Here is a 26136-nt window from a genome sequence, read left to right as displayed (position 1 = left end):
TCTGAATACAAATGAGAACTATTCTCAATTATGACAAGCTTAAACCGAATATGCAAGATCGGAATCCACGCTGAATTTGGTTGACCAGGTCAACCAATAGGCGCCAGAATAGGGGACTTTATCAACTAATTGGGGGCGCAATGGATGAGCGGGTGGATAGTCCAGTCAATGAGGCGGCAGTGAGCCGGGTGCGGCGCGTGCGCCATGAACTGAAGCGGCGCGATGTCGAGGTAGCGAAGGTGGCGCCGCTCGGCGCGCACTTCGTGGCGGTGACGTTCCGCGGCGAAGACCTGGCGGACTTCGTTTCCGCGTCATTCGACGACCATGTGAAATTCATGTTCGACGATGCTTCCGGCGAGCCTGTGCGCCGCGATTACACGCCGCGCCGTTATGACCAGGCCGCGCGTGAACTGACGATCGAATTCGCGCTGCATGGCGACGGCAAGGCTTCAACATGGGCGCGGCAGGCGGTCGTAGGGCAGCGCGCCACGATCGGCGGCCCGCGCGGATCGATGATCATCCCGGCCGACTACGGCTGGCACCTGCTGGCCGGCGACGCCACTGCGCTGCCGGCGATCCGGCGCCGCATGGAGGAGCTGCCGGCGGGCGTGCGCGCGATCGTCATCGTCGCGTGCGAGGAGGAACTGACGCTTGCCAGCGCCGCCCAGCTCGACGTATGGCGGGTGGCCGATGGCGCTGCGCTGGTCGATGCGATCCGCGCCATGCCGCTGCCGGACGGCGACGCATTCGTGTGGTTTGGCGGCGAGGCGGCGATCGCTGCGCAGGTGCGCGACGTCGTCCATGGCGAAAAGGGCTTCCCGCGCACCGCCAGCCGGATCTCGGCCTACTGGAAGCAGGGCGCTTCCGCTCACCACGAGGACTTATGATATTTGGCGCGCGGCATGCTCCGTTGTTGCATGCCGGCCGAAGCGCGGCCCGGCCAGCACCCGCATCGCCACGTCGCGCGGCACCCCGCATTCGAGCATGAATTCCAGCGCTGGCGTTACACCGTCGGCCATCGATACCTTCACGCCCGTCTCCACGCACCGCGCCATGCGCCAGTCGGCACGGGCTTCGTCGTAGACTGTGTCGTCCATGGCTGCCTCCGTTCTGTCCGGTTGCAGCCATCATACCAATTCCGCGACTTGGCACGATTACTTCAGAAACTACATTAACTTTTGGCGGATTGCTGAGTCGCGCGGCCACAACTCGGCGATACAGGAATGTTCCCGGAACACCGGTGACAGACACTAATGCCGTTCAGTCAGTGCTTGGCCCGCATGTTGATCCGCATGCAGACATCCCAAAAGCAAAGGGCTAGGGTCAGACCCGGCGGGTCTGACCCCGGAATCTGCCTCTGGGTTTGGCTTATCTGAACTACATCAGAACGCGTGCTTGATGCCGGTGATGATGCCAGTCTGCATCAGGCCGGTGCCGACCGAGCCGCCGGCGGAGAGGGCGACGGCGGCGGTGCCGTCGTTGTCGATGCGGCCGCCGGCCACGTAGACGGCGGTGCGCGTCGACAGCAGGTACGTTGCGCGGAGCAGCGCCTGCCTGGTGTCGTTGCCGGTGGCGCGGTAATCGAGCTTGCCGACCTGGCCGTCGACCACGAGCAGCGGGGTCACGTTGTAGGCGGCGCCCAGGTAGTACAGCCGGCTCTTCGGCTGCGTGGCCGACCCCTCGTTCTCGCGCAGCAGCACACCGCCGCCCACCTTCCAGTCCGCGCCTTTCACCAGGCCGGCCACGTGCAGGCGGCTGTCCGTCTTGTCGCTCGTGTTCAGGCCATTGGCCGCCGTGGCGCTGCCATGGATGCGGTCATAGGCGGCTACGACCGCCCACATGGGGCGGTCGTAGCGCACGAGCGCGGACCACTCGCGGCAGGCTTGCGCATCGGTCGCCGATTCGCCGGCGCAGTTGGTGCCCGACGCACCGCCGGCGGCCGACGTGTCGCGCCCCAGGCTGTACGTGGCGCCCAGCGTGACACCGTTGAACGTGCCCTTGTAGGCAATGGAATTGTCGCTGCGGCCGTTCGGCACCGCCGGATCGAGGGCGCCCAGGCCGTACTGCGACGGACCGAACACGTCGACGTCGAACGACGACACGTACAGCATGTTGTAGTTGCGCCCGATCGTCACCTGGCCCCAGCTGCCGGCCAGGCCCACCCACGCCTGGCGGCCGAACAGCCGGCCACCCTGGTTCACGGTGCCGGAATCCGGCGCAAAGCCGTTTTCCAGCGTGAAGATGGCCTTCAGTCCCCCGCCCAGGTCTTCCGACCCCTTGAAGCCGATACGCGACGGGAACATGCCGCCACCCAGGCTCGGGCTGCGCGTGACACCGTTGCCGGCCGCGTCCGCGTTGGTGTAGTGCTCGACGGCGCCGTCGATCAGTCCATAGACTGACATGGAACTCTGCGCCTGCGCCGGCAACGTGGCGGCCATCGAGCACGCGGCGATGGCGGTGGCGATCAGGGTTTTTTGCATGGTGTCTCCTCGATTGAATCGGATGGTTGTTCGTGCAGGATGAGCAGTGCCGCGCCCCGGCCGAAGAGAGGCGGCACCGCATGGATCAGGGGAGCGGGCCGTGGGCCCGCGTTCGAAAGATCAGGATGTCGGCTTGTTCCAGTCGGCGTCCCTGGCGGAACCGCCCACCGAGTACAGCGCCTGCGTGTTGCGCGTCTTCTGGAAATCCTCCAGCGACTGGCCGCGCATCGCCGCGTAGATGTGCAGGTTCGAGACGCCGACGGCGGCGCCCAGTTTCTCGAGCAGGAAGAAGATCACGCCGTAGCGGACCATCGCCTGCCAGTCGCGTGCGGCGATCATTTGCCGTTCGATGTCCGTCAGGCCCGCGTCGTCGTACGTGGCTTCCGGCGCTTCCTTGAAACGGGTGCGGAATTCCGGCTTGATCAGCTGGTGCAGGTACTTGTTGATGCGGTAGGCGCGCGAGCTGGTCTCCAGCGTGAACGGGTAGGTGCCTTCCAGCTCCTCGGCGCCCTTCGTCTGGTGCGAGATGTGTTCGCGGTGCCGCTCGATGGCCCGCTGGTGCAGCGCCGGGTCCACCGCCACGGCGTTCTCGTAGATCGACACGGCGATGCCGGTCATCGATGGCAGGTAGTACTCGCGGTGCAGGCACTCGATCTTGCCGGCCATTGCGCCGCGCATGATCATCCACATCACCACCTCCGCGCTTTCCCACCCGCCCAGGCGGGCGAAGTCGGCGTGCGTCAGGTCCAGCAGCGCTTCCGGATCGGCCTCGAACATGTCGAGGAAGCGGCTGTCCCACTCGGTGTTGTTGAAGCCTGCGCGCTCACCATGTACCTGGTGCGACAGGCCGCCGGTGGCCACGATCGCCACGTTCAGCTCTTCCGGGAAGCTTTCGATGGCACGGCGCAGCGCCTGGCCCAGCTTGTAGCAGCGGCGGCCGGACGGCACGGGAAACTGCAGCACGCCCACCTGCAGCGGCACGATGCTGCCGGGCCAGGCACCGGTTCCTTCCTTGCCGTCGTGCGGCCACATGATCGACAGCGGCGAGAAGCAGCCGTGGTCGAGCGGCTTGTCCTGGAAGAACGACATGTCGAATTCGTCGGCCATCAGCGACTGGCCGATGTGCTGCGCCAGCCCGGTGTGGCCGGCGATGGCCGGCAGGTCGCGCGCACCGCCGCCTTCGTCCGCCGGTTTGTATTCGTTGCCGATGCCCAGCGCGAACGCCGAGTAGTGGTCGAAGAAGAACGATGTCACGTGATCGTTGAAGATCATCAGCAGCACGTCGGGCTTTTTCTCCGCGAGCCATTGCTGCACCGGCTCATAGGCCTTGAAGATCGGGGCCCAGACGGCGTCGTGCTGCTTGTTCGTGTCGAGTGCGAAGCCGATCGTGGGAGTGTGGGACGACGCGATCGCGCCGATGATGTTAGCCATGATTGTTCATTCCATTACAGTGGTTCAGGCCACGAGGGTCGGGACAACAAGGTCAGGCGATAGCCTGGCGTTTCTTGCCCAGCGTGGCCGCGATGATCGCGATGGCGGCAATGGTGGCCGGAATCGCCAGGATCGAGATGACGGACGAGAAGCCCCAGCCCATCGTCAGCAGCATGCCGCCCAGGAAGGAGCCGGAAATGCTGCCGAAGCGGCCGATGCCCAGCATCCAGGACACGCCGGTGGCACGCACCGCGGTCGGGTAGCACGATGGTGCGAAGGCGTTCATGCCGGTCTGCGCGCCGCTCATGCAGAAGCCGGCCAGCAGCACGAACACGGCGAACAGCGACGATTGCACGCCGGAGGATGCCAGCATCAGGATGAAGGCGGCGCCGCCAATATAGGCGCTGGCGATGACCTTGTTGGGCACCCAGCGGTCCATGAAGTAGCCGACGAACAGCGCGCCCACGGTGCCGCCCAGCTGGAACAGCGCGGTGATGTTGGCGGCGCGCTCGATCGGCAGGCCGGCATCCTTGATCAGCGTGGGCAGCCAGCCGCTCAGCAGGTAGATCACCAGCAGGCCCATGAAGTACGTGGCCCACAGCGACAGTGTCGTCTTGCGGAACTGGCCGGACAGCAGGGCCTTGGCCGGCGCCGTTTCCTTCACGGCCTGTTCGCTGTTGGTGTAGGCGGCTGCCTGTGGAATGTCCTTGCCGCAGACGCGGCGCAGCGTGCCGGCGATGCGCTCGGCCGGGAATTTCCGGGTTACCAGAAACTGCGTCGATTCCGGCACGAGCCACAGGTAGAACGGCAGGCAGGCCAGCGGAATCGCGCCGCCCACCATCAGCACCGTGCGCCAGCCGTAGTCGGGCAGGATCGCGGCCGCGCCGAATCCCACCAGCGCCGAACCCAGATTGAAGCCGGTGAACATCACGGCCAGCAATGTACTGCGCGATTTCTCCGGCAGGTATTCGGACAGCAGCGTGGTCGTCGTCGGCATCGCCGCGCCCAGGCCCAGGCCTGTCAGGAAGCGCAGCACCGATAAGGTAATGACATCGGTGGCGAAGCCGCACAGCAGGCTGAACAACCCGAACCAGAAGATCGAGGACATCAGCAGTTTCTTGCGGCCGTAGCGATCCGACAGCGGGCCGACGAGCAGCGCGCCGATGGCCAGGCCGACCGGCGCTGCGCTCATCACCACGCCGAATGCCGCTTTCGAGATGCCCCATTCCTTCGTGATGGCGGGTGCGAGAAAGCCCATGATGGCCACGTCCATGCCGTCGGTGGCCACGATGAGGAAGCACAGGACCAGCAGCAGCCACTGGTAGCCGCTCATGCCGCGGCCGTTGATGGTAGCCCGAACGTCGAGCGATTGTACGGTATTCATTAAGTCTCCAGTCGATAAACACCTGTTTTGGTTGGGGCGCCGCATGTGGCTGCGCATGCCGGCCCCGTTATGCTCCTTATGAATATGGGGCATCACTGCACGACAAGTGTACTTTTTGGAGGCATGGCAAGTATTGCCTTTACCTGCCGCAGCGTTGCAATCTGCTTATCGACGAACGGCGACAGGTGTAACGGAACGTGTCTGGCGGTCCCGCCCAGTTTTGCTGCGGGCACGTCGCCACGATGCAACGCGTGGCAATTCGATAGATTTCAAATAGGAACTATCTGTTAACATATGGAATCTTCGTGCCCATTCTTTTTCCATGCGACGCATTGTCTTTCTTTGTCTTGCCACACTGCTCGGCGGCTGCGCGACGCCTTACCAGGAGGACGGCCAGCGCACGATCACGGGTGGTCATGCGAACGCGAAGGGACCCGGCAAGCTGGAATTCGTGGCATTTTCCGGCAACGGATTCACGTCGCCGCTGCTTGCCCAGCACTACGCGCTGTACCGCTGTGCCGAACTGGCGCGCGATCGCGGCAAACCATATTTTGTATTGTTCGAATCGCTACAAACCGCTGCGCAGGGCCGGCCGGGGTGGGTGCCGCGCGTGGGGCAGGTGATGGGCAAGCCCGCCGCGACAGCGTTCGTGCTGTTGCTGGACACCCCAGGCCCCGGCGCCCGCGCCACGCGGGACGTGCTGGCCGAACTGGCACCCGTCATTGCAACCGGCAGCATTCACATGACAGGGAGCGATCGGTGAAACGATTATGGAAGCCGGCTTGTGCCGGGGCCACCCTCGCCGCCGTGCTGGCCGGCTGCGCATTGCCGCCCTATGCGCCGGCCGCGGGAGAACAGACGGCGCAAGTCACGCTGTTCCCTGGTGGCGATGCATGGATGTGCGCCGGCGGGCAGCGCTATTCGCTGCGCATGACCGATAGCGCGGCACCGGGCGTGCCGGTGCCGGCGGGCCGGCGCATCACGCTGGGTACTCACCTGGCCTACCAGGGCAACAACAGCATCGCGTCGTGCCAGCCGGCCGTCAGCGTCGCGGCGGCGCCGGGCAGCGTGCTGGTCCTGTATGCCGGCGTCGGCGCCGGGCGCTGTTTCATCGAGGTCGTGCGCGCGGATGCGACAACCGAAACGGGTGTCGCAGTCGAGCCGACCGTCGGTGCGCCCTCCTGCTGAATCGAATTTATCTCAACGCCAACTGAATCATGCATAAAATCCTCCTGCTCACCGCCTTCGCACTCGCACTGACCGGCTGCGTCCACCATCCCACCCTGTCCACCGACAAGTTCCCCGCGCCACGCTCCGTGGCGATCGTGCAGCCCCCGCCGATGCACAACGCGGCGCTGATCTCGCTTGCCGGGCTGGCGCCTGATTTTCACTTTACGCAGACCGCCGATTACTTCTTCGAAGTGGATCCGAATGCGCCCGCGTCGCCATCGCAGCAGTATTCGATCGATGGCCGCGTTACCCCCGCCATGCCGCACAACGTGGGCACGCAGATGGGCCTGATCGGCGCGCTGATCAACGGCAATGCCGAGGATACGCAGCGCAAGGCCGAGCAGTTCCATGCGGAAGTGACGAAGCGCTTTCCTCAACTGGACCTGCGTGCCGAGGTCACCGAACAGCTACGCCAGCGCTTCCTTGCGCGCGGCATCCAGGCCACGGTCCTCAAGGATTCGGCCAATGTGCTGCCGCGTCTGCGCTGGCCGGCACCGGGCGTGAACGCGATCGCCTTCCCGGTCGCCCCCGGCCCATTGCCCACGGTGGATGCGGACATCGTGCTGCAAGTCAGCCCGGTCGCCTTCTACGCCGCGCCGGGCCCGATGAACAACTACCGCGTACGCGCGACGATCGGGGTGGCTGCCTATGACGGGCGCACGAAGCAGTTCCTCGGCATGCAGGCATTCCGCTACAACCCGGATGCATGGCGCAATGAGTTCACCACCTATAGTGGCCTGGTCGACGGCATTCCGGTGGCCGTCGACGCGATGCGCGAGGGACTGATGTCGCTGGTGCCCGAGATCGTCGATACGGTCAGCAAGCAACAGCGCTGATTTCCCGCAACCCGTTCAGCGCCAGCGCGCGCTGGCGGTGTCGATCTCGGCCAGCAGCGCGCCGGCGCCGGGCGACAGGTGGGCGCCGCGCCGGGTGATCAGCCCGATGCGGCGTTCGAGTCCTGCCATGTCATAGGGCAGTACCGCCAGCTGGTTCGTGGCGATTTCGTGATGCAGCTGGTGCGCCGAGAGCACCGTGAGCATGTCGCTTTCCACCAGCAGGCCGCGCAGCAGCGCCAGGTCGCCCGTTTCCACGGCCGGCTGCGGTGTCGCCACGCCGCGGCTGCGGAAAAAGGCTTCCAGCGATTCGCGCAGTGGCGTGCCGGCGCGCGACAGCACCCATGGCCAGCCGGCCAGGTCGGCATCGCTCACGCTGTGCCTGCCGGCCAGCGGATGGCCGTGGCGCGCCACCAACGCCACGCGGTCCTCGATCAGCACGCGGTCGTCGAACGCATCGCCGGCACCGGGGCGCAACGCACCCACGATGAAGTCGACACGCCCCGACAGGAGCCCGGCGGTGAGCTCCTCGTACGGGCTCTCCAGCGAGCGGATGCGCAGCCGCGGATGCTTCTGCAGCACGGCCGCGATGGCCGCCGGCAGCAATTGCGAACGCGCCAGCGGCAGCGCACCGATGGTGACGACGCCTTCCACTACCCCGGCCAGCGCGGCAATGTCTTCGGGGATATGCCGCAGTTCGGCCAGCACCCGCTCGAAACGCTCCACCCAGCGGCGCCCCGCGTCGGTCGGCACCATGCCGTGCGCCGTGCGCAGGAACAGCGGCTGGCCCAGCATGTCTTCCAGGCGCGCGATCGCCTGGCTGACGGCCGATTGCGACGTGCCCATCGCATGGGCCACCGTGGGCATGTGGTGCACTTCGGCCAGCAGCGCGGCGGCGCGCAGGCGGCGTTCGTTCAGCAGTGCTTCGATGCCGCCCACATTGCCGCCGCCCACATTGCCGCCGCCCGCATTGCCGCCACCCGCATTGCCGCTACCCTTGTCACCCGTCCTGCGCATGCGCAGCGCATCGTCGCGCACATCGCGCAATTCGCCTTCGATGCGTTCCGCGCGCAGCTTCGCCAGCTGGCCGGCCGCCGTCAGCAGCATGCCGCGCCCCTTGCGCTCGAACAGCAGCACGCCCAGGCTCGCCTCGAGCGCCGTGACGGAGCGCGCCACGGCGGACGACGCCCGGAACAGCGCATCGGAAGAGCGGCGGATGCCTCCGGTGGCGGCGACGACGGAAAACGCGTGCAGGTGGCGCAGGCTGACAGTTGGCATGGGCGTGTAAAAACAAGTCGATAAGAGAATTAGAACAAAACGCCCGGCACAACGCAACCACGCGGATGGCGCTCGCACCGATACTGGCCGGCATGACAACCGATCGCCCATCCATCATGGAATACGCTCCTTCCGACCTGCGCGCCGTGCCCTGCATGCTGATGCGGGGCGGCACGTCGCGCGGTCCGTTCTTCATCGAGTCCGACTTGCCGGCCGATCCGGCGGAGCGCGACAGGCTGCTGCTTGCCGCCATGGGTTCGCCCGATCCGCGCCAGATCGACGGCCTGGGCGGCGCGCACCCGCTGACCAGCAAGGTCGGCATCGTGCGCCGCAGCACCACGCCGGGCGTGGACCTCGATTTCCTGTTTGCCCAGCTGCAGCCGGATGGCGACACGGTGGACGTGACGCCGAACTGCGGCAACATGCTGGCCGCCGCGCTGCCGTTTGCGCTGGAACGGGGCCTGCTGCAGGCAGGCGACGGTTTTACGACCGCGCGCATCCTCGCGCTGAATACCGGCATGCAGTGCGATGTGACCGTGCCCACACCGGGGCGGCGCCTGCAATACACGGGCACCGCGCGCATCGACGGCGTGCCGGGTACCGCAGCCCCCGTCAGCATCAGCTTCCTCGACACGGCCGGTTCCGTGTGCCCGTCGCTGCTGCCGAGCGGCCGCGTGCTCGACCGTATCGACGTGCCCGGCCTGGGCACCGTCGAGGCCACGCTGATCGACAACGGCATGCCGATGGTGCTGGTGCGCGCGGGCGACTTCGGCATCACGGGCAGTGAAGGGGTGGCCGAACTGAATGTCCACGCAACGCTGAAGGAAAAGCTCGAAGCGCTGCGCCTGGCCTGCGGTCCGCTGATGGGCCTGGGCGACGTGAAGGCGAAGAACTACCCGAAGATGTGCCTCGTGGCGGCGCCGGAGGAGGGCGGAACGGTCGCCACGCGCTGCTTCATCCCCCACGTGTGCCATGACTCGATCGGCGTGCTGGCGGCCGTCACCGTCGCTACCGCCTGCGTGCTGGAGGGCTCCATCACGCAAGGCATCGCCACCGTGCCGGCCGGCCGTACGAAAGCCGTGTCGGTCGAACACCCGACCGGCGAATTTTCCGTCGAGCTGGACGTCGACGGCCAGCAGGTCACCCGCGCCGCGCTGCTGCGCACCGCCCGTCCGATCATGCGCGGCGAGGTCCTGATCCCCGACCCGTCCTGATACCGGCACAATCAAGAGGAACACGAAATGAAGCAACCACTGATCATCGATTGCCACGGCCACTACACGACGGCGCCGAAGGCGCTGGAAAACTGGCGCAACGAGCAGGTCGCCAGCCTGAACACGCCGGAACTGGGACCGCGCGTGTCGGACCTGAAGATCTCCGACGACGAGCTGCGCGAAACGATCGAGACCAACCAGCTGCGCCTGATGAAGGAGCGGGGTTCGGACCTGACGATCTTTTCACCGCGCGCCAGCTTCATGGCGCACCATATCGGCGACTTCAACACGAGCGCCACCTGGGCCGCGATCTGCAACGAGCTGTGTGCACGCGTGGCGCAGCTGTTTCCCGATCACTTCGCAACCGCGGCGATGTTGCCGCAGTCGCCTGGCGTGGACCCCGCCACCTGCATTCCCGAGCTGGAAAAATGCGTGAAGGAGTACGGTGCCGTGGGCCTCAACCTGAATCCGGATCCGTCCGGCGGGCACTGGACTTCGCCGCCGCTCTCAAGCCGCCACTGGTATCCCATCTACGAAAAGATGGTGGAATACGACATCCCGGCGATGATCCACGTCTCCACCAGCTGCAACGCGTGCTTCCACACCACCGGCGCGCACTACCTGAATGCCGACACCACGGCCTTCATGCAATGCCTGACCAGCGACCTGTTCAAGGATTTCCCGACCTTGAAGTTCCTGATCCCGCACGGCGGCGGCGCCGTTCCGTATCACTGGGGCCGCTTCCGCGGACTGGCCCAGGAAATGAAAAAGCCGCCCCTGGCCGAGCACCTGCTGGAGAACATCTTCTTCGACACCTGCGTCTACCACCAGCCGGGCATCGACCTGCTGACGAAGGTGATCCCGGTGAAGAACGTGCTGTTCGCTTCCGAGATGATCGGCGCCGTACGCGGCATCGATCCGGAAACAGGCAACTATTACGACGACACGAAACGCTACATCCAGGCCGCGAACCTCACCGACGAGGAGCGCCTGGCGATCTTCGAAGGCAATGCGCGCCGCGTGTTCCCGCGCCTGGATGCGCAGCTGACTGCCAAAGGACAATAAGAGGAAATGCGCATGACCACACCAATGATGAACCAGCTCGGCATCGTGAAGCGCAACATCGAGCGGGCCGACCCGGCCGTCGTCGAACAATTGTCGAAGTTCGGCAGCGCCACGGTGCACGAGGCGATGGGCCGCGTGGGCCTGCTGAAGCCCACCATGCGCCCCATCTGGCAGGGCGCCGAAGCGACGGGCAGCGCCGTCACCGTGCTGCTGCACCCCGGCGACAACTGGATGATGCACGTGGTGGCCGAGCAGATCCAGCCGGGCGACATCGTGGTGGCCGCGATCACGGCCGAGTGCACGGACGGCTACTTCGGCGACCTGCTGGCCACCAGCTTCCAGGCGCGCGGCGCGAAGGCGCTGGTGATCGACGCCGGCGTGCGCGACGTGAAATTCCTGCGCGAGATGGGTTTCCCCGTGTGGAGCAAGTGCATCAGCGCCAAGGGCTGCATCAAGTCCACGGTCGGTTCCGTCAACATCCCCGTGCTGTGCGCCGGCGCACTCGTGAACCCGGGCGACGTGATCGTGGCCGATGAAGACGGCGTCGTCGTCGTGCCGGCGCTCGACGCGCCGCGCGTGGCGGACGTGGCGCAGAAGCGCGAAGACCTGGAAGGCGAAAAGCGCGCGAAGCTGGCCAGCGGCGTGCTGGGGCTGGACATGTACAGCATGCGCGAGCCGCTTGCCGCAGCCGGGTTGACGTACATCGACTGACCTGTTTTACTGCCGAGCTCGGGTCCCCGTGCCAGGCAGCCGGACTATAGTCCGGCAACACGGGCTCAGCGGCATGCGGGGGCTGTGCCTTTACAGGATGCGCGAGCCATTTGCGGCAGAAGGATGAACTAAATCGACTGACCTGTTTTACTGCCGTGCCCGTGTCTCCGTGCCAGGCAGCCGGACGATAGTCCGGCAACACGGGCTCAGCCGCTGCGGGTGGCGAGGAACTCTCCCTTGCCCACCGGGATCAGGCTGCACGCGAAGCCGTCGTCCTGCACGGCCTGCATGAAGGATTCCATCTCGTCCGCGTGCGAGACGGCGTTGTCGACGACCAGCAGGCCGCGCGGGCGCAGCACGCGCCGGATCTCCGGCCACCACCCTTCATACTACGTACGGTCCGAATCGAGGAAGACCAGGTCGTACGCCGCATCGCCGGCCACGCGCAGCACCTCGCCCGCGTCGGTATTCAGCGCATCGATCCGCGCGCGCAGGCCGGCGCGCATGAAGTTTTCCAGCGCCATCGCATACTTGGCGTCGAGCAGTTCCACCGTCGTCACCTTGCCACCCTCCGTGCCGAGCGCATCGGCCAGCCACAGTGTCGAGTAACCGTTCGACGTGCCGATTTCGAGGATGTCGCGGGCCCGCGTCGCGCGCACCAGCACGGCCAGGAATTCCCCCGTGTCGCGCGTGATGTTCAGCATGCGCTGCGCGCGGGCCGGGTCGCCGCGCCCGATGCCGTCATCGTTCTCGGCACTGAATCGTTCGATCTCTTCCAGCAGCAGGTTCAGGTCGGCATTCATGCGGGCTCCTTTGGAATGGTGCCGTCATGCTGCCAGAATTCCGGAAGGGATGGCAACGCGGGAGCGGCCCGCTCCGTCACTCCGGCGCCGTCAGGAACCCGTCGCCGATATCGATCGGATCGAAGCCCGCCCCGAACACCTCGCGCCGGGCACTGACGAACAGTCGCGCCGCCACCAGCCGGGCATCCGGGTCGCGGCCTTCGGCGCGCAGCGCTTCCCACCACAGCGCGGCCACGCCGGCCACGTGCGGGCAGGCCATGCTCGTGCCGCTCCACGTCTGCAGGCCGCCGCCGGGGAAGGCACTGGTGATGTCCACCCCGGGGGCGCTGATCCGCGCCATCGTGTTCGAGAAGTCCGCCACCGCCAGGGCGGTGCCGCGCTGGCCGATCGCGGCCACCGACAGCACGTCGTCCGCGGCGGCCGGCAGCGAAGCGGCCACGCGGAATTGCGCATCGACTTCGCGGCGGCTTTCGTTGCCGGCCGCGGCCACCACCAGCGGTTCCGTATCCAGGCCGCCCTGCGCATCCATCATCGCCATCACCGCATCGAAGATGCGCAGGTTGTCGCGGTAGGCTTCCAGCGCCTGCGAGGTGGCGATGTCGACCGGCATGCCGCTGTCGACGAGCTGGGCGACCATGCCCGGGAAATCGAAGCCCAGCGACATCGAGATGATGTGCGCCTTGTTCTGCAGCGCCCAGGTCATGCCGTTGACCAGCATGTCGGTGCTGCCCGAGCCATCGTTGCCCAGCACCTTGCCGATCAGCGCGCGGGTGACGCCGCGTGCCACGCCGATGCGGCCGCCCCCGTCCCGGCCGAAGATCGTGCCGGCGCAGTGCGTGCCATGGCCGAACGCGTCGCCATCGCCATCGCCGCTGAAATCCTGCTGGACCAGGGTCACGCCGCTGAACGCCGGATGCGCGGCATCGATCCCCGTGTCGAGCACCGCCACCGTGACGCCCGCGCCGGTGAAGCGGCTCCGGTCGGCGCCCACGGCCGCGATGCCCCAGCTGGATCCTGCGGCGGCCGGCCGCGCATGCAGCGGTTCGATCAGCCGCGTCGGCATGGCCGGCGCCACGACCTGCACTTCGGGTTCCGCGCGCAGTTGCGCCGCTTCGCGTTCGTTGACCCGTTCCACCGTCACGGTCGGCTTCGCGCCGGAATGCAGCATGCTGGACATGCCGCCACGCAACGTTGGGCGGACGGCACTGCGCAGCACGATGTAGTTTTTCATGGTTACCCCCTGGTTTCCGCCCGCGGAACGCGGACACAATCACCAGTGTAGGGATGGCGCAAACGATCTGAGCCTGCTGATCGCGGGCGCTTTGATAATGATCAATGCCGGTGTTGGGAATTGCTGTATCCGGCCGCTGTCGCGGCCGGAAGGAATGTGGTGCCGGTATATTTCCCGACCGCCGGCGCCGGTAGTGACGGCTTGCGCCGCCATGTTGCCCCTCTCCACAGAAGCAGGCGTATTCTGCCGCTCGAATGTGACAAGCGTTTGACCTGTGTCCGGTTGCCCGGTCTAATACCGCATGACCACCGAATCCCTCCTGCGCCAGGCTGTCGCGCACCACCAGCGCGGCGAACTGGCCGAAGCCGATGCGCTGTATGCGCAAGTCCTGCAATGCGACCCCGCCAGTTTCGATGCGCTGCACCTGTCCGGCGTGATCGCGCGCCAGCGTGGCAATGCGCAGCGGGCGCTCGAACTGATCGGCCGCGCGATCGCGCTGGACAGCACGCGCGCGATCGCCCACTGCAACTACGGCGCCGCGCAGCAGGATGCCGGCAGCGACGAGGCGGCGCTGGCCAGCTACGAACGGGCGCTGGCGCTGCAACCGGCTTATCCGCTGGCGCTGTGCAACCGCGCCAATGCGCTGCGCCGTCTGGGCCGCCTGGACGCAGCGCTGGATGGCTACGCGGCCGCGCTGGCGCTGTCGCCGCGCTATCCGGAAGCGCTATGCAACCGCGCGCTGGCATTGCAGGAGCTGGGCCGGCACGATGAAGCGCTCGACGGCTTCGCGGCCGCGCTCGACGCCCGGCCAGGGTATCCGGAAGCGGTCAACGGCGCTGCCGTGTCGCTGCTGGCCACCGGCGACGCCGACGGGGCGCTGCAGGGCTTCGACCGCGCACTGCAATTGCGGCCCGGTTATGCCGAAGCCTGGTGCGGGCGCGCCGGGCTACTGCTGCATGGCGGGCGGCTCGAAGCGGCGCTGGACAGCTGGCACCGCGCGCTGGCGGCACGCCCCGGCTATGCGCGGGCGCAGCTGGGGCTGGCGAACACGCTGCGTGCGCTGGGCCGGCACGAGGCGGCGGTCATCGCTTACCGGCAGGCGAAGAAGCTGGGCGCCGATGCCGCCGCGGTCGACTACTTGCTGGCGGCGCTGGGCACCGGCACCGCGCCGCCGGCGTCGCCGCCGGAGTACGTGGCGGCGCTGTTCGACGGCTACGCGCCGCGCTTCGAACGGCACCTGGTCGATGAACTGCGCTATCGCACACCGGAGCTGCTGGTGCGGCTGCTGGAGGAGCACCTGCCCGCGAATGCCCGGTCGGATGCCGAGCTGGATGTGCTGGACCTCGGGTGCGGCACCGGCCTGTGCGGTCCGCTGCTGCGGCCGTTCGCGCGGCACCTGGCCGGTGTCGACCTGTCGCGCGCAATGCTGGCCCGGGCCCGGGCGCTGGCGGTCTACGATGACCTGGCGTGCGCCGGCATCGTGCCGTTCCTGGAAGGCGGCGGCCGGCGTTGGCATGTGCTGGCCGCCGCCGATGTGCTGGTGTATGTCGGCGATCTCGATGCGCTGTTCGGTGCCGCGCGCCAGGCGCTTGCCGAGGGCGGCGTGTTCGCGTTCTCGGTCGAGGCGCTGGAGGAGGGCACGTATGCGCTGCGCCCCTCCGGCCGCTACGCGCATGCCGCTCCCTACCTGCGCGGCTGCGCCGCTCGCCATGGCTTCGCGGTGCGCGCGCTCGATCCCTGCACGCTGCGGCAGGACAGCGGGGTGGACGTGGCCGGGCTGCTGGTGGTCATGGGAGCGACTTGAAAAGCGCGCCATGCCCGGCCAGCAACGCCGCGATGGCGGTGGACAATTCGTCGAGCACCGCGGTTGCCTGTTCGGCGCTGCCATCCTGCGCGCCGGTCTCGAAGCACAGCGCGGCGATGTCGGGTGCCGCCCACACCTGCGCCTTGCCGGCGGTGGATACGAACGGGTGAGCGGGCATGTCGGCGGCACCGGCGGCCGTGCAGGCGGCGGCCAGCACGAATGGAAGGAACCGGCGCATCATCCGGGAAGCCATACGTATTGCAGGTACACCCACGACTTGACGGGTTCGCCGCGATCGCGGCCGGCCTGGAAGCGGCATCCGGCAATGGCTTCGCGTGCCGCTTCGTCCAGCGCCGGATGGCCGCTCGATTTACGTACCTGCGAGTCGAGCACGTTGCCGGTTGCGCCGACCAGCACGGCCAGCGTGACCGTGCCGCCTTCCTTCGCTTCGCGCGCTCCCTTCGGCCACGCCGGCTTGGCGCAGCCGTTGAAATCGGCGGCGCCGCGCTGCTGCGGCTTGTCGACGATGACGTTTTTTTCGGCCCGTGCCTGCCCTGCGATGCATGCACCGGCCAGCGCCAGCACCGGCAGCATGGCGGCCAGCGAGGTGACAGTGGTGGTGGCCGTGCTGGAAGGATTGTGCCGGCGCGCGGGGCGCAGCAATCGGGTAACGATCGTCATCGGGTTTTGATATCGGTTGCGGCGGATGGGTTCAGGGCATGCCTCGGTTGCTGCCGACCTGGTCAGGCGTGTTCGCCCGGCCGGGGAATCAGGTTCAGGTGCACGTGGATGCGAGCCGCCAGTTCGGCTGGCAGGAAGGGCTTGCTGACGAAGTCGACACCGCCGATCGACAGGCCGTGGATGCGGTCTTCGGCCGATTCGGTGCCGCTGACGAAGATGACCGGGATATCCTGCGTGGCCGGGTTGGCCTTCAGCAGGCGGCAGCACGCATAGCCATCCATGTCGGGCATGCGCACGTCGAGCAGGATCAGGTCGGGATGCCGGTCGAGCGCGAGGCGGTAACCTTCGGCACCGTTGAAGGCAACACAAACGCGGTAGGGCAACTCGCTGAGCAGGTCGGCCAGCATGCGCTGCTCGAATGCGGAATCGTCCACGATCAGGATATTGCGCACGGTGGCGTCGGTCGTCAGGTACATAAAATAGCGGCGAATGGCGGCGGCTCTGGACTGCAGATATTATGCGCCGGAATTAAATAAAAAATATCGCGATCCGCGAATTTCAATCACTTTTTCTCACGTTGCAAAAGGCGAGTCGTGCACGGGGTGCATACCCTTGCGCATAAAGTTGAGCATATTGCGAAAAAAATGGCTCTTTTATCCCGTCGGTGATTATTCGATAGTTTGTTGGACCCTTTTTCAGGGTAAAACGTCACCTATGTTGCGCTTGTTCGTTTTTTAATGTGCACAAGTGGGAGGAATAATGAAACATACCGATTTTGGCCAAATGCCCTGTCCGATCGCGCGCAGCCTCGGCAAGGTTGGCGAATGGTGGAGCATTCTCATCCTGCGCGACGCGTTTTACGGGCTGACCCGGTTCGACGAGTTTGAAAAAAGCCTGAAGATCGCCCCCAACATGCTGACCCGGCGGTTGGCGGGGCTGGTGGCGGGAGGACTGATGGAAAAGCGGCAGTACAGTGCCCGGCCGCCGCGCTATGAGTATCTGCTGACCGAGAAAGGTCGCGCGTTCAAACCTGTCCTGCTGGCGTTCGTGGGATGGGGGAATGAACACCTGGCGCCGGAAGGTGCCAGCCTGCTCGTCGTGCACCGGGAAACCGGCCAGCCGGCCGAGCAGATCCTGATGGACAAGGTCAACGGCCGCGCGATCAGCGACGAGGATTATGTGTTCGCACCGGGCCCGGCGGCGCCGGAAGTGATGCGGGCGCGGCTGCGCGAAGTCAGCCAGCGCGTGCCGTTCATCAAGCATCCGGGTGGCAATGGCGCCGGCAACTCCGGCCATAACCAGCCACAGTAAGCCGTCGTCGACGGATAACAGGTAACGGGCTTCGGGCGCCGGCCGCTTCGCGCGGCCGGCGCCTTTTTGCTGGTCCCGTCTCTTTCCCGCGTCACTCTCCGCCATTGCCCCTAATGTGCGGCTCCACGGCACGTTCCGCCGTAAAATGCCTATCCAAATTCATAATAAGCATAACGTTCCTGAAAGCGGACTCTGTCTTCGTTGTTTGTTAACTGTAACCCTACGTAATTCCGAGAAACATCAACAACCGCAGGGAGAATGCTATGAACAAGGCAAGGATGTGGAAGAGCTACCTGGGCGTGCCGCTGCTGGCCGTCCTGATGAGCATCGGGTCGGCCCATGCGCAATCGCTGGCGAAAGCCGACGAAAAGGCGCTGAAGGACATGGCGATCGCCAACATGGCCGAGGTGGAAACCGCCAAGATCGCGCTGCAGAAATCGCAGAATGCCGAGGTGAAGGCGTTTGCCCAGCAGATGGTGGACGACCACACGAAGGGCCTCGATGAGGTGAAGGCCGTGGCGCAGGCCAAGAACGTGACGCTGCCGAGCGAGCCGGATGCGAAGCACAAGGCCATGGCGAAGAAACTGCAGGCGATGTCCGGCGAGAAGTTCGACAAGGCCTATCTCGACATGGCCGGCGTGAAGAGCCATAAGGAAGCACACGCGCTGGTCGTCAAGACGCAGTCGAACGCCAAGGATGCCGACGTGAAGGGCCTGGCCGCGAAACTGCAACCCACGATCGACCAGCACATGGGCCACGTGGAAAAGCTGGCGTCGAACATGAAGGGCATGAAGGCCGGCACCGCGATGGGCGCTTCGGGCACGGGCGGTACGGGCGGCTCGTCCATGCCGCAGGCCAAGGACAAGGTCGGCACCCAGCAGCAGTCGAGCGGCAACACGGACAGCCCGGCCAACCCGGCGAATCCGACGACCAACCCGCCGGCAAAATAACACGCCGTTGCGGCAACGAAGCCCGGTGCGCGTACCGGGCTTTTTTCAGCCCAGCGCCATCACCCTTCCGGCTCGATCGGCGGCTCGATGGTGATCTCGGTCTTCAGCGAGTTCGCGATGTAGCACTTGTCGTGCGCTTCGTGGTGGATGGCGGCGATTTCTTCCTCGCTCGGCCAGCCGCCGGCAAACACGATCTCCGGGCGCAACGTGATGTTCGTCATCGCCATCCGGCCGGCCCCATCCTTTTCCAGAAGGCCGACCGCGTTGTCGACGTAGCTTTCCACGACATGGCCCCGCTTCGCCGCGATCGACAGGAAGAACAGCATGTGACAGCTGGCGGCCGCCGCGACGAGCGCCTCTTCCGGATCGACGTTGTCCGCCACCGACATCGGCAACGGCACCGATGCCGGCGACGACGATGCCGGCACGCGCAGGCCGCCATCGAAGCCCCATTCGTGGGCGCGGCTGTACTTCTGGTCCAGGAAGGGCTGGCCGTTGCGCTGCCATTCCAGTCGTGCTTCGAATTGCATGGGATCCTCCGCTCGGGTTGCGATGCCATGAGTGTAGCGCGCCGGCCAATTGGCCGACGTCCCGCCGGGCAGCGCCCTATAATCGCCGGCAAGAGGAGAACGCATGCAACTTATACTCACCGCGGGTTTCATCCTGCTGATCGTCATCTGGGGCGTGCTGGCGCCCGACGCGATGGCCGCGCAGTTCGACACGCTGCTGGCCGCCATCACCCGCAATTTCGGCTGGCTGTACCTGTGGCTGGTGCTCGGCCTCGTGCTGTTCGCACTGTTCCTGGCGTTCAGCCGCTATGGCAACCTGAAGCTGGGCGGCGAGGATGAAACACCCGAGTTTTCCACGAAGAGCTGGTTCTCGATGCTGTTCGCGGCCGGCATGGGCATCGGCCTCGTGTTCTGGGGCGTGGCCGAGCCGATTTCCCATTTCAACGTGGCGCCGCCGCCCGGCATCCGGCCCGGCACGCCGGAAGCGGCCAACGCCGCCATGCGCCATGCGCTGTTCCACTGGGGCGTGCACCCGTGGGCCGTATACAGCGTCGTCGCTCTGGCGATCGCGTTCTTCCTGTACCGCCGCGACGGCCGCTCGCTGATCAGCACCGTCACCGATGCGCTGCCGTGGCACTGGCCGCGCAAGATCGGCGGCCTTGTCAACGGCCTGGCGGTGATCGCCACCGCCTTCGGCGTGGCCGCCTCGCTCGGCATGGGCGCACTGCAGATCAACAGCGGGCTGACCTCCGTGTTCGGCCTGCCGAACACGGAGGTAACGCAGGTGGCGATCATCGCCGTCGCCACCGCGCTGTTCATCGCCTCGGCCGTGAGCGGCGTCGAGAAGGGCGTGCGTTTGCTGTCGAATGTCAACATGATCCTGGCGGCGCTGCTGGCGCTGGCCGTATTCCTTGTCGGACCAACCATCGTCATCGTCGACACGCTGACCAACACGGTGGGGACTTACCTGTCGGAATTCGTGCGCATGAGCCTGCGCATGACACCGTTCCGCGACACCAACTGGGTGGGCGGCTGGACCATCTTCTACTGGGCATGGTGGGTGTCGTGGTCGCCGTTCGTGGGCCTGTTCATCGCCCGCGTGTCGCGCGGGCGCACGATCCGCGAATTCATCATCGGCACCGTGGCGGCACCGTCGCTGGCGGCGTTCCTGTGGTTCTCGATCTTCGGCGGCACCGCGCTGTACATGGAAGTGTGGCAGCACGTGCCGCTGTCCGAGGCGGTCAAGGCCGATGTGTCGACCGCGCTGTTCCAGATGTTCGAGGCGCTCCCCGGCGGCGCGGCGATGTCGGTCGTGGCCACCGTGCTGGTGCTGGTGTTCTTCGTCACGTCGGGCGACTCGGCGGTGCTGGTGCTGAGCATGATGAGCACGGGCGGCAACCCCGAGCCTGCCGCGCGCGTGAAGGTGATCTGGGGCATACTGATCGCCGGCATCGCCCTCAGCCTGCTGCTGGCCGGCGGCCTGAAGGCCGTGCAGACGGCCACCATCGTGTTCGCGCTGCCGTTCACGGTGGTGATCGTGATGATGGCGTGGTCGTTGTGGCTCGCGGTGCAGCATGACTGGGACGAGGAAGAACGGCGCGAACGGGAGCTCAAGCGCAAGCTGCGGCAGATGGCGGGGCAGTAGGATCCACCGGCAGGCACTATACTGCGGGTCTTCCGCCAACGCCTGAGACCCGCCATGAGCGACCCTGTCCGCTGCACCTGGGCCAACCCCGCCAACCCCCGCTACATCGCCTACCACGACGAGGAGTGGGGCGTGCCGTGCCACGACGAGCGCCGGCTGTTCGAGATGCTGAACCTCGAAGGCGCACAGGCCGGACTGTCGTGGGAAACCATCCTGAACAAGCGCGATACCTATCGGGCCGCGTTCGATGGCTGGGACCCTGAGCTCATCGCCGCCTACGGGCCGGGCAAGGTGGCAGCGCTGCTGGCCGATCCCGGCATCGTGCGCAACCGCCTGAAGGTGGCGGCCGCCATCACGAACGCGCAGGCCTACCTGCGGCTGCGCGAAGAAGGGCAGACGCTCGACGGCTACCTGTGGGGCTGGGTGGACGGCAAGCCGGTCTGCAACCACATCGCCACGCCTTCGGACCGTCCCGCGAAGACGGCGCTTTCCGACCGCATCTCGAAGGACCTGGCGAAGCGTGGCTTCAAGTTCGTCGGTTCCACCATCGTGTATGCCTACCTGCAGGGTATCGGCATCGTCAACGACCACGATGCGGCGTGCTTCCGGCATGCGGAGTGCCTGCGCCTTGGCTGACCGCGTCATGCTCGACCTCGCGTTCGACGAGGAGCGCCTGGCCGCCGCCCGCGCGGCGGGCGGCACGCTGCACTACATCGTGGTGGCGACGGCATTGCCAGCCGTGGCAGACCCGGCGCTGGCGGCATGCTGGCCGCTCCCGCTTCCGGGCCTGCACCGGATCGAGCTCGACGGCGGCCGCACGGTCGTCGACATCGCGCTCGGCGACCCGGAGGCGCTGCTCCCGGAAATCACCGCGAGGGTCGACGAATTCCATGCGCCATCGCCGCAGGCGCCGCTGCGCGCGCTGGCCCGGCTCGCGGTGCCCGGCGCGCGGCTCGTCACGGTATCGGGCGACGAAACGTGGAAACGCGGCCTGCGCGCCGCCGGCTTTTCGTGGGATGCCGACACCGATCCCCTGCAGGCGCGCTACACGAGCCGCAAGCCGCAGCCGCCGCGGCCTGCGCCGCCGGTGCGCAGCGCCGTCGTCATCGGCGCCGGCGTGGCGGGCGCCGCCGCGTGCGAGCGCCTGTGCGCGCATGGCTGGGACGTGACACTGGTCGAGCGGCACGATGGTCCGGCACAGGAGGCATCCGGCAACCGCGCCGGCATCTTCATGCCGCTGCTGTCGCGCGACGACAATATCCCCACGCGGCTGACGCGCGCGGCGTACCTGTACGCATTGCGCCGCTGGCAGGCGCTGGGCGGCATGGCGACCGATGGCAGTGCCCCGATCCTTGGCCAGCAGTGCGGCGTGCTGCAACTGGCGCGCGATGCGCAGCACGCGGCATTGCAAAAGGACGTGGCGGATGCATGGCGTTATCCATCGGAGTATGTGCGCTGGCTCGACGACGGACAGGCATCCGCGCTGCTCGGTGCCGCCACGCCGCATGGCGCCTGGCTGTTCCCGCAGGGCGGCTGGGCCAATCCGGCCTCGGTGTGCCGGGCCATGCTGGCCGCGTGTGGCGATCGCCTGAAACGCGCGTTCCATGCCCAGGCGCTGGCGCTGGAGCGGACTGGCGACGGATGGCTGGTGCGCGGCGCCGATGGCAGTGTGCTGGCCGAGGGCGCGCACGTGATCGTCGCCAACGGTGCCGGCGCGATGGCGCTGCCCCAGACGGCGCCGCTGCCGCTGTACACGATGCGCGGCCAGGTCACGCACCTGGCTGCGGATACGTTCGCCGCGCTGCCGATGGTGGTGTGCCGCGAGGCTTACCTGACGCCGGAGATGGATGGCATCGCCAGTGTCGGTGCCACGTACGACCGCACGTCGGACTGTGAGGCCGACCGCGCGTTGTGGCCGGCCAGCCAGCAGGAAAACCTGGCGCGGGCGCGCGAGATCCTCGGCGCCGGCCGCGTGCCGGATGCGCCGCCGCTGGCCGGCCGCGTGGGCCTACGCTGCATGGCGCCGGACCGGCTGCCGCTGGTGGGCGCGCTGCCGGATTACGCGGCGCCCGGCCAGCCCGAGCGGCTGCGCGACGTGGCCCGCCATCCCGGCCTGCATGCGCTGCTCGGCTACGCATCGCGCGGGCTGATCTGGGCGCCGCTGGCCGCCGAGTTGCTGGTTTGCCAGCTTGAAGGAGTGGCATCGCCCGTCGAGGCATCGCTGGCCGGTGCCCTCGATCCGGGCCGCTTTTTGCTCAAATCGCGCCGTAAAACTGTCGCAATCTCGCCATAACGCCCCGGTAAACCGTGGATTCATGCGGCTTCGCAGCTATAATTGCCTTACTGAAACTTTTGCGGAGTAGTGATGGAAGATCGAGGCGGCTCGCCCGAGCTGTTCGTGTTCCTGGCTTCCACGGTGCACGACATGAAGAATTCGCTCAGCGTGCTGGGCGGAACGCTGGAAAGCCTGCTGGCCAGGCAGGATGCCGGTCGGGACAGCGCCCAGGACGCCTCGTACCCGCAGATGGCGCACATGCTGTACCAGACGCGCCGGCTGTCCGACAACCTGATGCAGCTGCTGGCGCTGTACAAGGAAGTGGGCAAGCCCACGTATCCGTTCGAGCCCGTGACGGTGCCGCTGGGCGAGCTGGTGCATCAGGTGGCCAGCCAGTCGCGCGTGCTGCTGGACGCAAAAGGCATCCGGCTCGACCTGGATTTTCCGCCCGAGCTGCTGTGGACGCTGGACGAGGATCTCGTCATCGGCGTGCTGTGCCACGCGATCAACAACGCGGTGCGCTACACGCGCGACCGCATCCGCCTGGCGATCGCCGAGAACGACGGCATGCTGGAATTCCGTGTCGAGGACAACGGCATGGGCTTCCCGCCATCGATGATCGAGGCGGGTGGCGTGGTGGGGCAGGGTGTGAATTTCCTGACCAACAGCAGCGGCCTGGGCCTGTTCTTCGCCAGCGAAGTGGCAAAGATGCACCGGCGGCGCCAGCGCGGCGGCGGGGTGCGCCTGGAAAATGGCGGCCTGCTGGGCGGCGGCTGCTTCGTGCTGACGTTGCCGTAGGTAGCGCCATGTCCAGCACCTACATCACGGCCAGCGGCGCTCCGGTGCCCGAAATCTCCGGCGTGGACTGGAGCGAGAAGCGCTATCTGATCGTCGACGATTTCGTCGGCATCCGGCAGTTGCTGCGTGAATCGCTGCGCAATATCGGCGCCCGCCACATCGACCAGGCGTCGAGCGGCGGCGAGGCGATGACGCTGCTCGGGCGCACCCATTACGACGTGGTGCTGTGCGACTTCAACCTGGGCGAAGGCAAGAACGGCCAGCAGGTGCTGGAAGAGGCGCGCGTGCGCAACCTGATGGTGCCCAGCAGCGTGTGGCTGATGGTGTCGGCGGAAAAAAGCGTGGAAGCCGTGATGGGCGCGGCCGAGCACCAGCCGGATGCCTACATCATCAAGCCGATCACCGAGGGCGTGCTGCTGACGCGCCTGAACCGGGTGTGGCACAAGAAGCAGGTCTTCCACGGGATCGACGCCGCCTACATCGACAAGGATTACCTGCGCGCGGCGCGGCTGTGCGACGAGCAGATCGCGCGCCACCCGGTGCACGAGATCGACCTGATGCGCATGAAGGCCACGCTGCTGCTGAAGGCGGGCGAGCCGGACAAGGCGCGCGTGGTGTATGAGAAGCTGCTGGAAGAACGCGAATACAACTGGGCGCGCGCCGGTCTCGGCAAGATCCGCATGGCGAACGGCGACCATGAGGCGGCACTGCAGATGTTCCAGGCCGTGATCTCGGAAAACCGCTTCTATATCGACGCCTACGACCAGCTGGCGGCCGCGCTGGAACTGATGGGGCGGCACGAGGATGCCTGCGGTGTGCTGGAAAAGGCGGCCAGGCTGTCGCCCAATTCGGTGCTGCGTCAGCGCAGCCTGGGCAATGCGGCGCTGCGTATCGGCAACGTGCAGCTGGCCGAACATGCGTTTCGCAAGTGCCTGGTGATCGGCGAGTATTCGATCCGCCGCACCGTCGATGCCTACCTGGGCATGGCCCGCGTGTGCGGCATGAAGAACGATACGAAGGAGGCCTTGCGGCTGCTGGCCATCGCCCAACGCGATTTCCCCGGCGAGCTGGTGGAACTGCGCAGCAAGGTCACCGAGGGTCTCGTCTACCACGAGAGCGGCGATTTCCGCAGGGCGCGCAAGTCGGGCGACCAGCTCGAAGCCATGCTGGAAGGAGAAACGAAGCGCCCGCACACGGCCACCTGCATCGAGATGGCCACGCTGCTGTTCGCGGTGGGCGTCAAGGAGGCGCCGGTGGCGCTGCTGTGCCACGTGGTGCGCAACAACCACGACAATGCTTTGCTGATCGACGAAGTGCAGAAGATCTTCGACAAGGCACGCATGGGCGAAGAAGGCACGGAACTGATCGCCGCGGCGCGCACGGAAGCCGCGGAGATGATGAACGAGGGCGTGCTGCTGTGGAAGACCGGCCGGATCGACGAAGCGGTGGCGTGGATGCGCACATCGCGCGAACGCCTGCCGGACAATATGCGCATCCTGTTCAATTCCGCGCAGATGCTGATCAACCACATGCAGCAGCAGGGCTACGACGAAGAGCTGATGATCGAGGCCAACGGCGTGCTGATGCACGTGGATGCGCTGGCGCCGGGGCAGCAGCGGTTTGCGCAACTCGTCGAACAGCTGCAGGAACTGATTCCGCGGCGCGAAGCGCCGCCCGCTGGCGACGTTGAAAATCCCGCCGGCGGGGAAGCGGCACCGGCGGCGTAGCGTTACTCCTTCTTCGGCAGCGGCTTGCGCACCGATGGCTTGCGGGCCGCGCCGGCCGCATCGGGTTTCGTTTCCGGCTCCGCTTCCGTTGCCTCGTTCGCACGTGGCGCCGGACCGCCGGCACTATCCGGCGAGGGTGCGGGCTTCACGTCCGCCGTCATCGCGGTATTGACCGCCTGCGTGAACTGCTCCTGCAGCATGTTCCACCAGATGGCGGGGTTGGCCATCTGCGCGGCGGCCGCCGCGGCCAGGTCGGGCTTCGGCGGCGCTGCTTCGGCCGGTTTCGCTTCCGCCTTCACTTCCGGCTTCACTTCCGGCTTTGCTTCAGCCCTCGGCGGTGCGGGCGGTGCCGGTTTCGGCGTGGTCCGTGCCGGTTCCTGATGGCCGAAGAACGCGGCCGCATAGGGGTTCGCTTCGAACAGCGACTTTTCCGCACGCCCCGGTTTTTGCTGCATCGAATCGGCCAGGCTCTGGCCCATCGACTTCAATGTGGCAATCGTCCCGCGCTGCACTTCCAGCGCCTGGATACTGCTGCGCAGCATCGTGCCGTTCAGGTTCAGCCATGCTTCCACGGCTTTCAGGTCGGCGATCTTCTTGTCCAGTTCATCCAGCGACAGCGTGGGCGCGGTGATGCCGGGCACGCCCATGCTGCCCCACAGCGATTTCACGAAATCCAGCGTATCCGTCATCACGGCAGCGCCGGGAATGTTGGGCATTTGCGGTGTGCTCATGGTCTGTCTCCAAAGCTTGGGTGGGTATCGTCGGGCCTTAGCGTA

The 26136-nt window shown here is 66.4% G+C and carries 28 protein-coding genes; 15 read left to right on the top strand and 13 right to left on the bottom strand.

Annotated elements, in window-relative coordinates; translation table 11 throughout:
* The first annotated feature begins 152 nt into the window (after window positions 1-152).
* Window positions 153-887 carry a siderophore-interacting protein gene (locus ACY65G_RS17145; RefSeq protein ID WP_464998532.1) on the top strand — a complete coding sequence of 245 codons (735 nt, stop codon included), beginning with the start codon at window positions 153-155 and terminating at the stop codon, window positions 885-887.
* Here the strand turns inward: ACY65G_RS17145 and ACY65G_RS17140 are convergent.
* The 4 genes from ACY65G_RS17140 to ACY65G_RS17125 all read right to left on the bottom strand — a co-directional run bounded on the left by ACY65G_RS17140 (window position 882) and on the right by ACY65G_RS17125 (window position 5295).
* Window positions 882-1097 carry a hypothetical protein gene (locus tag ACY65G_RS17140; RefSeq protein ID WP_464998531.1) on the bottom strand — a complete coding sequence of 72 codons (216 nt, stop codon included), beginning with the start codon at window positions 1095-1097 and terminating at the stop codon, window positions 882-884. The genes ACY65G_RS17145 and ACY65G_RS17140 overlap by 6 nt on opposite strands.
* A 285-nt stretch (window positions 1098-1382) precedes the next feature.
* On the bottom strand, window positions 1383-2480 hold the full coding sequence (locus ACY65G_RS17135; protein WP_464998530.1) for a porin: 1098 nt from the start codon (window positions 2478-2480) through the stop codon (window positions 1383-1385).
* Between the two features lie 120 nt (window positions 2481-2600).
* Window positions 2601-3911 carry a gallate dioxygenase gene (locus tag ACY65G_RS17130; RefSeq protein ID WP_464998529.1) on the bottom strand — a complete coding sequence of 437 codons (1311 nt, stop codon included), beginning with the start codon at window positions 3909-3911 and terminating at the stop codon, window positions 2601-2603.
* Window positions 3912-3963: 52 nt separating this feature from the next.
* Window positions 3964-5295, bottom strand: coding sequence for an MFS transporter (locus ACY65G_RS17125; RefSeq protein ID WP_464998528.1), 1332 nt, complete (start codon window positions 5293-5295; stop codon window positions 3964-3966).
* A 322-nt stretch (window positions 5296-5617) separates the two neighbouring features.
* Here ACY65G_RS17125 and ACY65G_RS17120 point away from each other — a divergent pair, with 322 nt between their 5' ends.
* From ACY65G_RS17120 to ACY65G_RS17110, 3 genes are read left to right on the top strand one after another with little or no spacing between them, the layout of a single operon-like run.
* Window positions 5618-6058, top strand: coding sequence for a CC0125/CC1285 family lipoprotein (locus ACY65G_RS17120; RefSeq protein ID WP_464998527.1), 441 nt, complete (start codon window positions 5618-5620; stop codon window positions 6056-6058).
* The gene (locus tag ACY65G_RS17115; RefSeq protein WP_464998526.1) at window positions 6055-6483 is read left to right on the top strand and encodes a hypothetical protein; all 429 of its coding nucleotides are present in this window, start codon (window positions 6055-6057) and stop codon (window positions 6481-6483) included. The genes ACY65G_RS17120 and ACY65G_RS17115 overlap by 4 nt, the downstream gene beginning before the upstream one ends.
* Window positions 6484-6512: 29 nt before the next feature.
* Window positions 6513-7361: a hypothetical protein gene (locus ACY65G_RS17110; RefSeq protein ID WP_464998525.1), complete on the top strand. Its 849-nt coding sequence runs from the start codon at window positions 6513-6515 to the stop codon at window positions 7359-7361.
* 15 nt (window positions 7362-7376) lie between these two features.
* On the opposite strand, the gene ACY65G_RS17105 is transcribed toward ACY65G_RS17110, so the two are convergent.
* Entirely contained in the window at window positions 7377-8636 is a 1260-nt protein-coding gene (locus ACY65G_RS17105) for a LysR family transcriptional regulator (RefSeq protein ID WP_464998524.1), read from the bottom strand.
* 92 nt (window positions 8637-8728) lie between these two features.
* On the opposite strand from ACY65G_RS17105, the gene ACY65G_RS17100 reads away from it, so the two are divergent.
* From ACY65G_RS17100 to ligK, 3 genes are read left to right on the top strand one after another with little or no spacing between them, the layout of a single operon-like run.
* Window positions 8729-9850 carry a 4-oxalomesaconate tautomerase gene (locus ACY65G_RS17100; protein ID WP_464998523.1) on the top strand — a complete coding sequence of 374 codons (1122 nt, stop codon included), beginning with the start codon at window positions 8729-8731 and terminating at the stop codon, window positions 9848-9850.
* Between the two features lie 39 nt (window positions 9851-9889).
* Window positions 9890-10915: an amidohydrolase family protein gene (locus ACY65G_RS17095; protein ID WP_464998711.1), complete on the top strand. Its 1026-nt coding sequence runs from the start codon at window positions 9890-9892 to the stop codon at window positions 10913-10915.
* A gap of 27 nt (window positions 10916-10942) precedes the next feature.
* Entirely contained in the window at window positions 10943-11626 is a 684-nt protein-coding gene (gene ligK, locus ACY65G_RS17090; protein WP_464998710.1) for a 4-carboxy-4-hydroxy-2-oxoadipate aldolase/oxaloacetate decarboxylase, read from the top strand.
* 206 nt (window positions 11627-11832) lie between these two features.
* Here ligK and ACY65G_RS17085 read toward each other — a convergent pair whose 3' ends face one another.
* The 3 genes from ACY65G_RS17085 to ACY65G_RS17075 all read right to left on the bottom strand — a co-directional run bounded on the left by ACY65G_RS17085 (window position 11833) and on the right by ACY65G_RS17075 (window position 13660).
* Window positions 11833-11985 (bottom strand): hypothetical protein, encoded by a 153-nt coding sequence (locus tag ACY65G_RS17085; protein ID WP_464998522.1) that lies wholly within the window; start codon window positions 11983-11985, stop codon window positions 11833-11835.
* Window positions 11986-12015: 30 nt separating this feature from the next.
* A complete protein-coding gene (locus ACY65G_RS17080) occupies window positions 12016-12429 on the bottom strand; it encodes an O-methyltransferase (RefSeq protein ID WP_464998521.1) in 414 nt (137 codons plus the stop codon).
* 76 nt (window positions 12430-12505) lie between these two features.
* The gene (locus ACY65G_RS17075; protein ID WP_464998520.1) at window positions 12506-13660 is read right to left on the bottom strand and encodes a S8 family peptidase; all 1155 of its coding nucleotides are present in this window, start codon (window positions 13658-13660) and stop codon (window positions 12506-12508) included.
* A gap of 301 nt (window positions 13661-13961) precedes the next feature.
* On the opposite strand from ACY65G_RS17075, the gene ACY65G_RS17070 reads away from it, so the two are divergent.
* Window positions 13962-15464, top strand: a complete 1503-nt coding sequence (locus tag ACY65G_RS17070) for a tetratricopeptide repeat protein (protein ID WP_464998519.1) — start codon at window positions 13962-13964, stop codon at window positions 15462-15464.
* Here ACY65G_RS17070 and ACY65G_RS17065 read toward each other — a convergent pair.
* The 3 genes from ACY65G_RS17065 to ACY65G_RS17055 form a co-directional block, all read right to left on the bottom strand.
* Window positions 15448-15705 (bottom strand): hypothetical protein, encoded by a 258-nt coding sequence (locus ACY65G_RS17065; protein ID WP_464998518.1) that lies wholly within the window; start codon window positions 15703-15705, stop codon window positions 15448-15450. The genes ACY65G_RS17070 and ACY65G_RS17065 overlap by 17 nt on opposite strands.
* Window positions 15702-16145: an energy transducer TonB gene (locus tag ACY65G_RS17060; RefSeq protein WP_464998517.1), complete on the bottom strand. Its 444-nt coding sequence runs from the start codon at window positions 16143-16145 to the stop codon at window positions 15702-15704. The genes ACY65G_RS17065 and ACY65G_RS17060 overlap by 4 nt, the downstream gene beginning before the upstream one ends.
* A 62-nt stretch (window positions 16146-16207) precedes the next feature.
* A complete protein-coding gene (locus ACY65G_RS17055) occupies window positions 16208-16621 on the bottom strand; it encodes a response regulator (RefSeq protein WP_464998516.1) in 414 nt (137 codons plus the stop codon).
* 283 nt (window positions 16622-16904) lie between these two features.
* Between ACY65G_RS17055 and ACY65G_RS17050 the strand changes: the two genes are divergently transcribed.
* Together ACY65G_RS17050 and ACY65G_RS17045 are read left to right on the top strand one after the other, a co-directional pair.
* Window positions 16905-17456 carry a winged helix-turn-helix transcriptional regulator gene (locus tag ACY65G_RS17050; RefSeq protein ID WP_464998515.1) on the top strand — a complete coding sequence of 184 codons (552 nt, stop codon included), beginning with the start codon at window positions 16905-16907 and terminating at the stop codon, window positions 17454-17456.
* 263 nt (window positions 17457-17719) lie between these two features.
* Complete coding sequence (locus ACY65G_RS17045) at window positions 17720-18406, top strand: DUF4142 domain-containing protein (protein ID WP_464998514.1); 687 nt, start codon at window positions 17720-17722, stop codon at window positions 18404-18406.
* A 59-nt stretch (window positions 18407-18465) separates the two neighbouring features.
* Here the strand turns inward: ACY65G_RS17045 and ACY65G_RS17040 are convergent, their stop codons facing one another.
* Entirely contained in the window at window positions 18466-18936 is a 471-nt protein-coding gene (locus tag ACY65G_RS17040) for an OsmC family protein (RefSeq protein ID WP_464998513.1), read from the bottom strand.
* A 103-nt stretch (window positions 18937-19039) separates the two neighbouring features.
* Between ACY65G_RS17040 and ACY65G_RS17035 the strand changes: the two genes are divergently transcribed.
* The 5 genes from ACY65G_RS17035 to ACY65G_RS17015 all read left to right on the top strand — a co-directional run bounded on the left by ACY65G_RS17035 (window position 19040) and on the right by ACY65G_RS17015 (window position 25360).
* On the top strand, window positions 19040-20560 hold the full coding sequence (locus ACY65G_RS17035; RefSeq protein WP_464998512.1) for a BCCT family transporter: 1521 nt from the start codon (window positions 19040-19042) through the stop codon (window positions 20558-20560).
* A 54-nt stretch (window positions 20561-20614) separates the two neighbouring features.
* On the top strand, window positions 20615-21196 hold the full coding sequence (locus tag ACY65G_RS17030) for a DNA-3-methyladenine glycosylase I (protein WP_464998511.1): 582 nt from the start codon (window positions 20615-20617) through the stop codon (window positions 21194-21196).
* Window positions 21189-22853 carry an FAD-dependent 5-carboxymethylaminomethyl-2-thiouridine(34) oxidoreductase MnmC1 gene (mnmC1, locus tag ACY65G_RS17025; protein ID WP_464998510.1) on the top strand — a complete coding sequence of 555 codons (1665 nt, stop codon included), beginning with the start codon at window positions 21189-21191 and terminating at the stop codon, window positions 22851-22853. Before ACY65G_RS17030 ends, mnmC1 begins: the two co-directional genes overlap by 8 nt.
* Before the next feature lie 72 nt (window positions 22854-22925).
* Window positions 22926-23633, top strand: coding sequence for a sensor histidine kinase (locus tag ACY65G_RS17020; RefSeq protein WP_464998509.1), 708 nt, complete (start codon window positions 22926-22928; stop codon window positions 23631-23633).
* A gap of 8 nt (window positions 23634-23641) precedes the next feature.
* On the top strand, window positions 23642-25360 hold the full coding sequence (locus ACY65G_RS17015; protein WP_464998508.1) for a response regulator: 1719 nt from the start codon (window positions 23642-23644) through the stop codon (window positions 25358-25360).
* 2 nt (window positions 25361-25362) lie between these two features.
* Here the strand turns inward: ACY65G_RS17015 and ACY65G_RS17010 are convergent, their stop codons facing one another.
* The gene (locus ACY65G_RS17010) at window positions 25363-26091 is read right to left on the bottom strand and encodes a PhaM family polyhydroxyalkanoate granule multifunctional regulatory protein (RefSeq protein ID WP_464998507.1); all 729 of its coding nucleotides are present in this window, start codon (window positions 26089-26091) and stop codon (window positions 25363-25365) included.
* Between the last annotated feature and the right edge of the window lie 45 nt (window positions 26092-26136).

It is taken from the genome of Pseudoduganella sp. jia 12 (assembly GCF_055502675.1).
The sequence above is the reverse complement of the archived record's forward strand: the minus strand, read 5'-3'. Positions and strand labels throughout refer to the sequence as shown.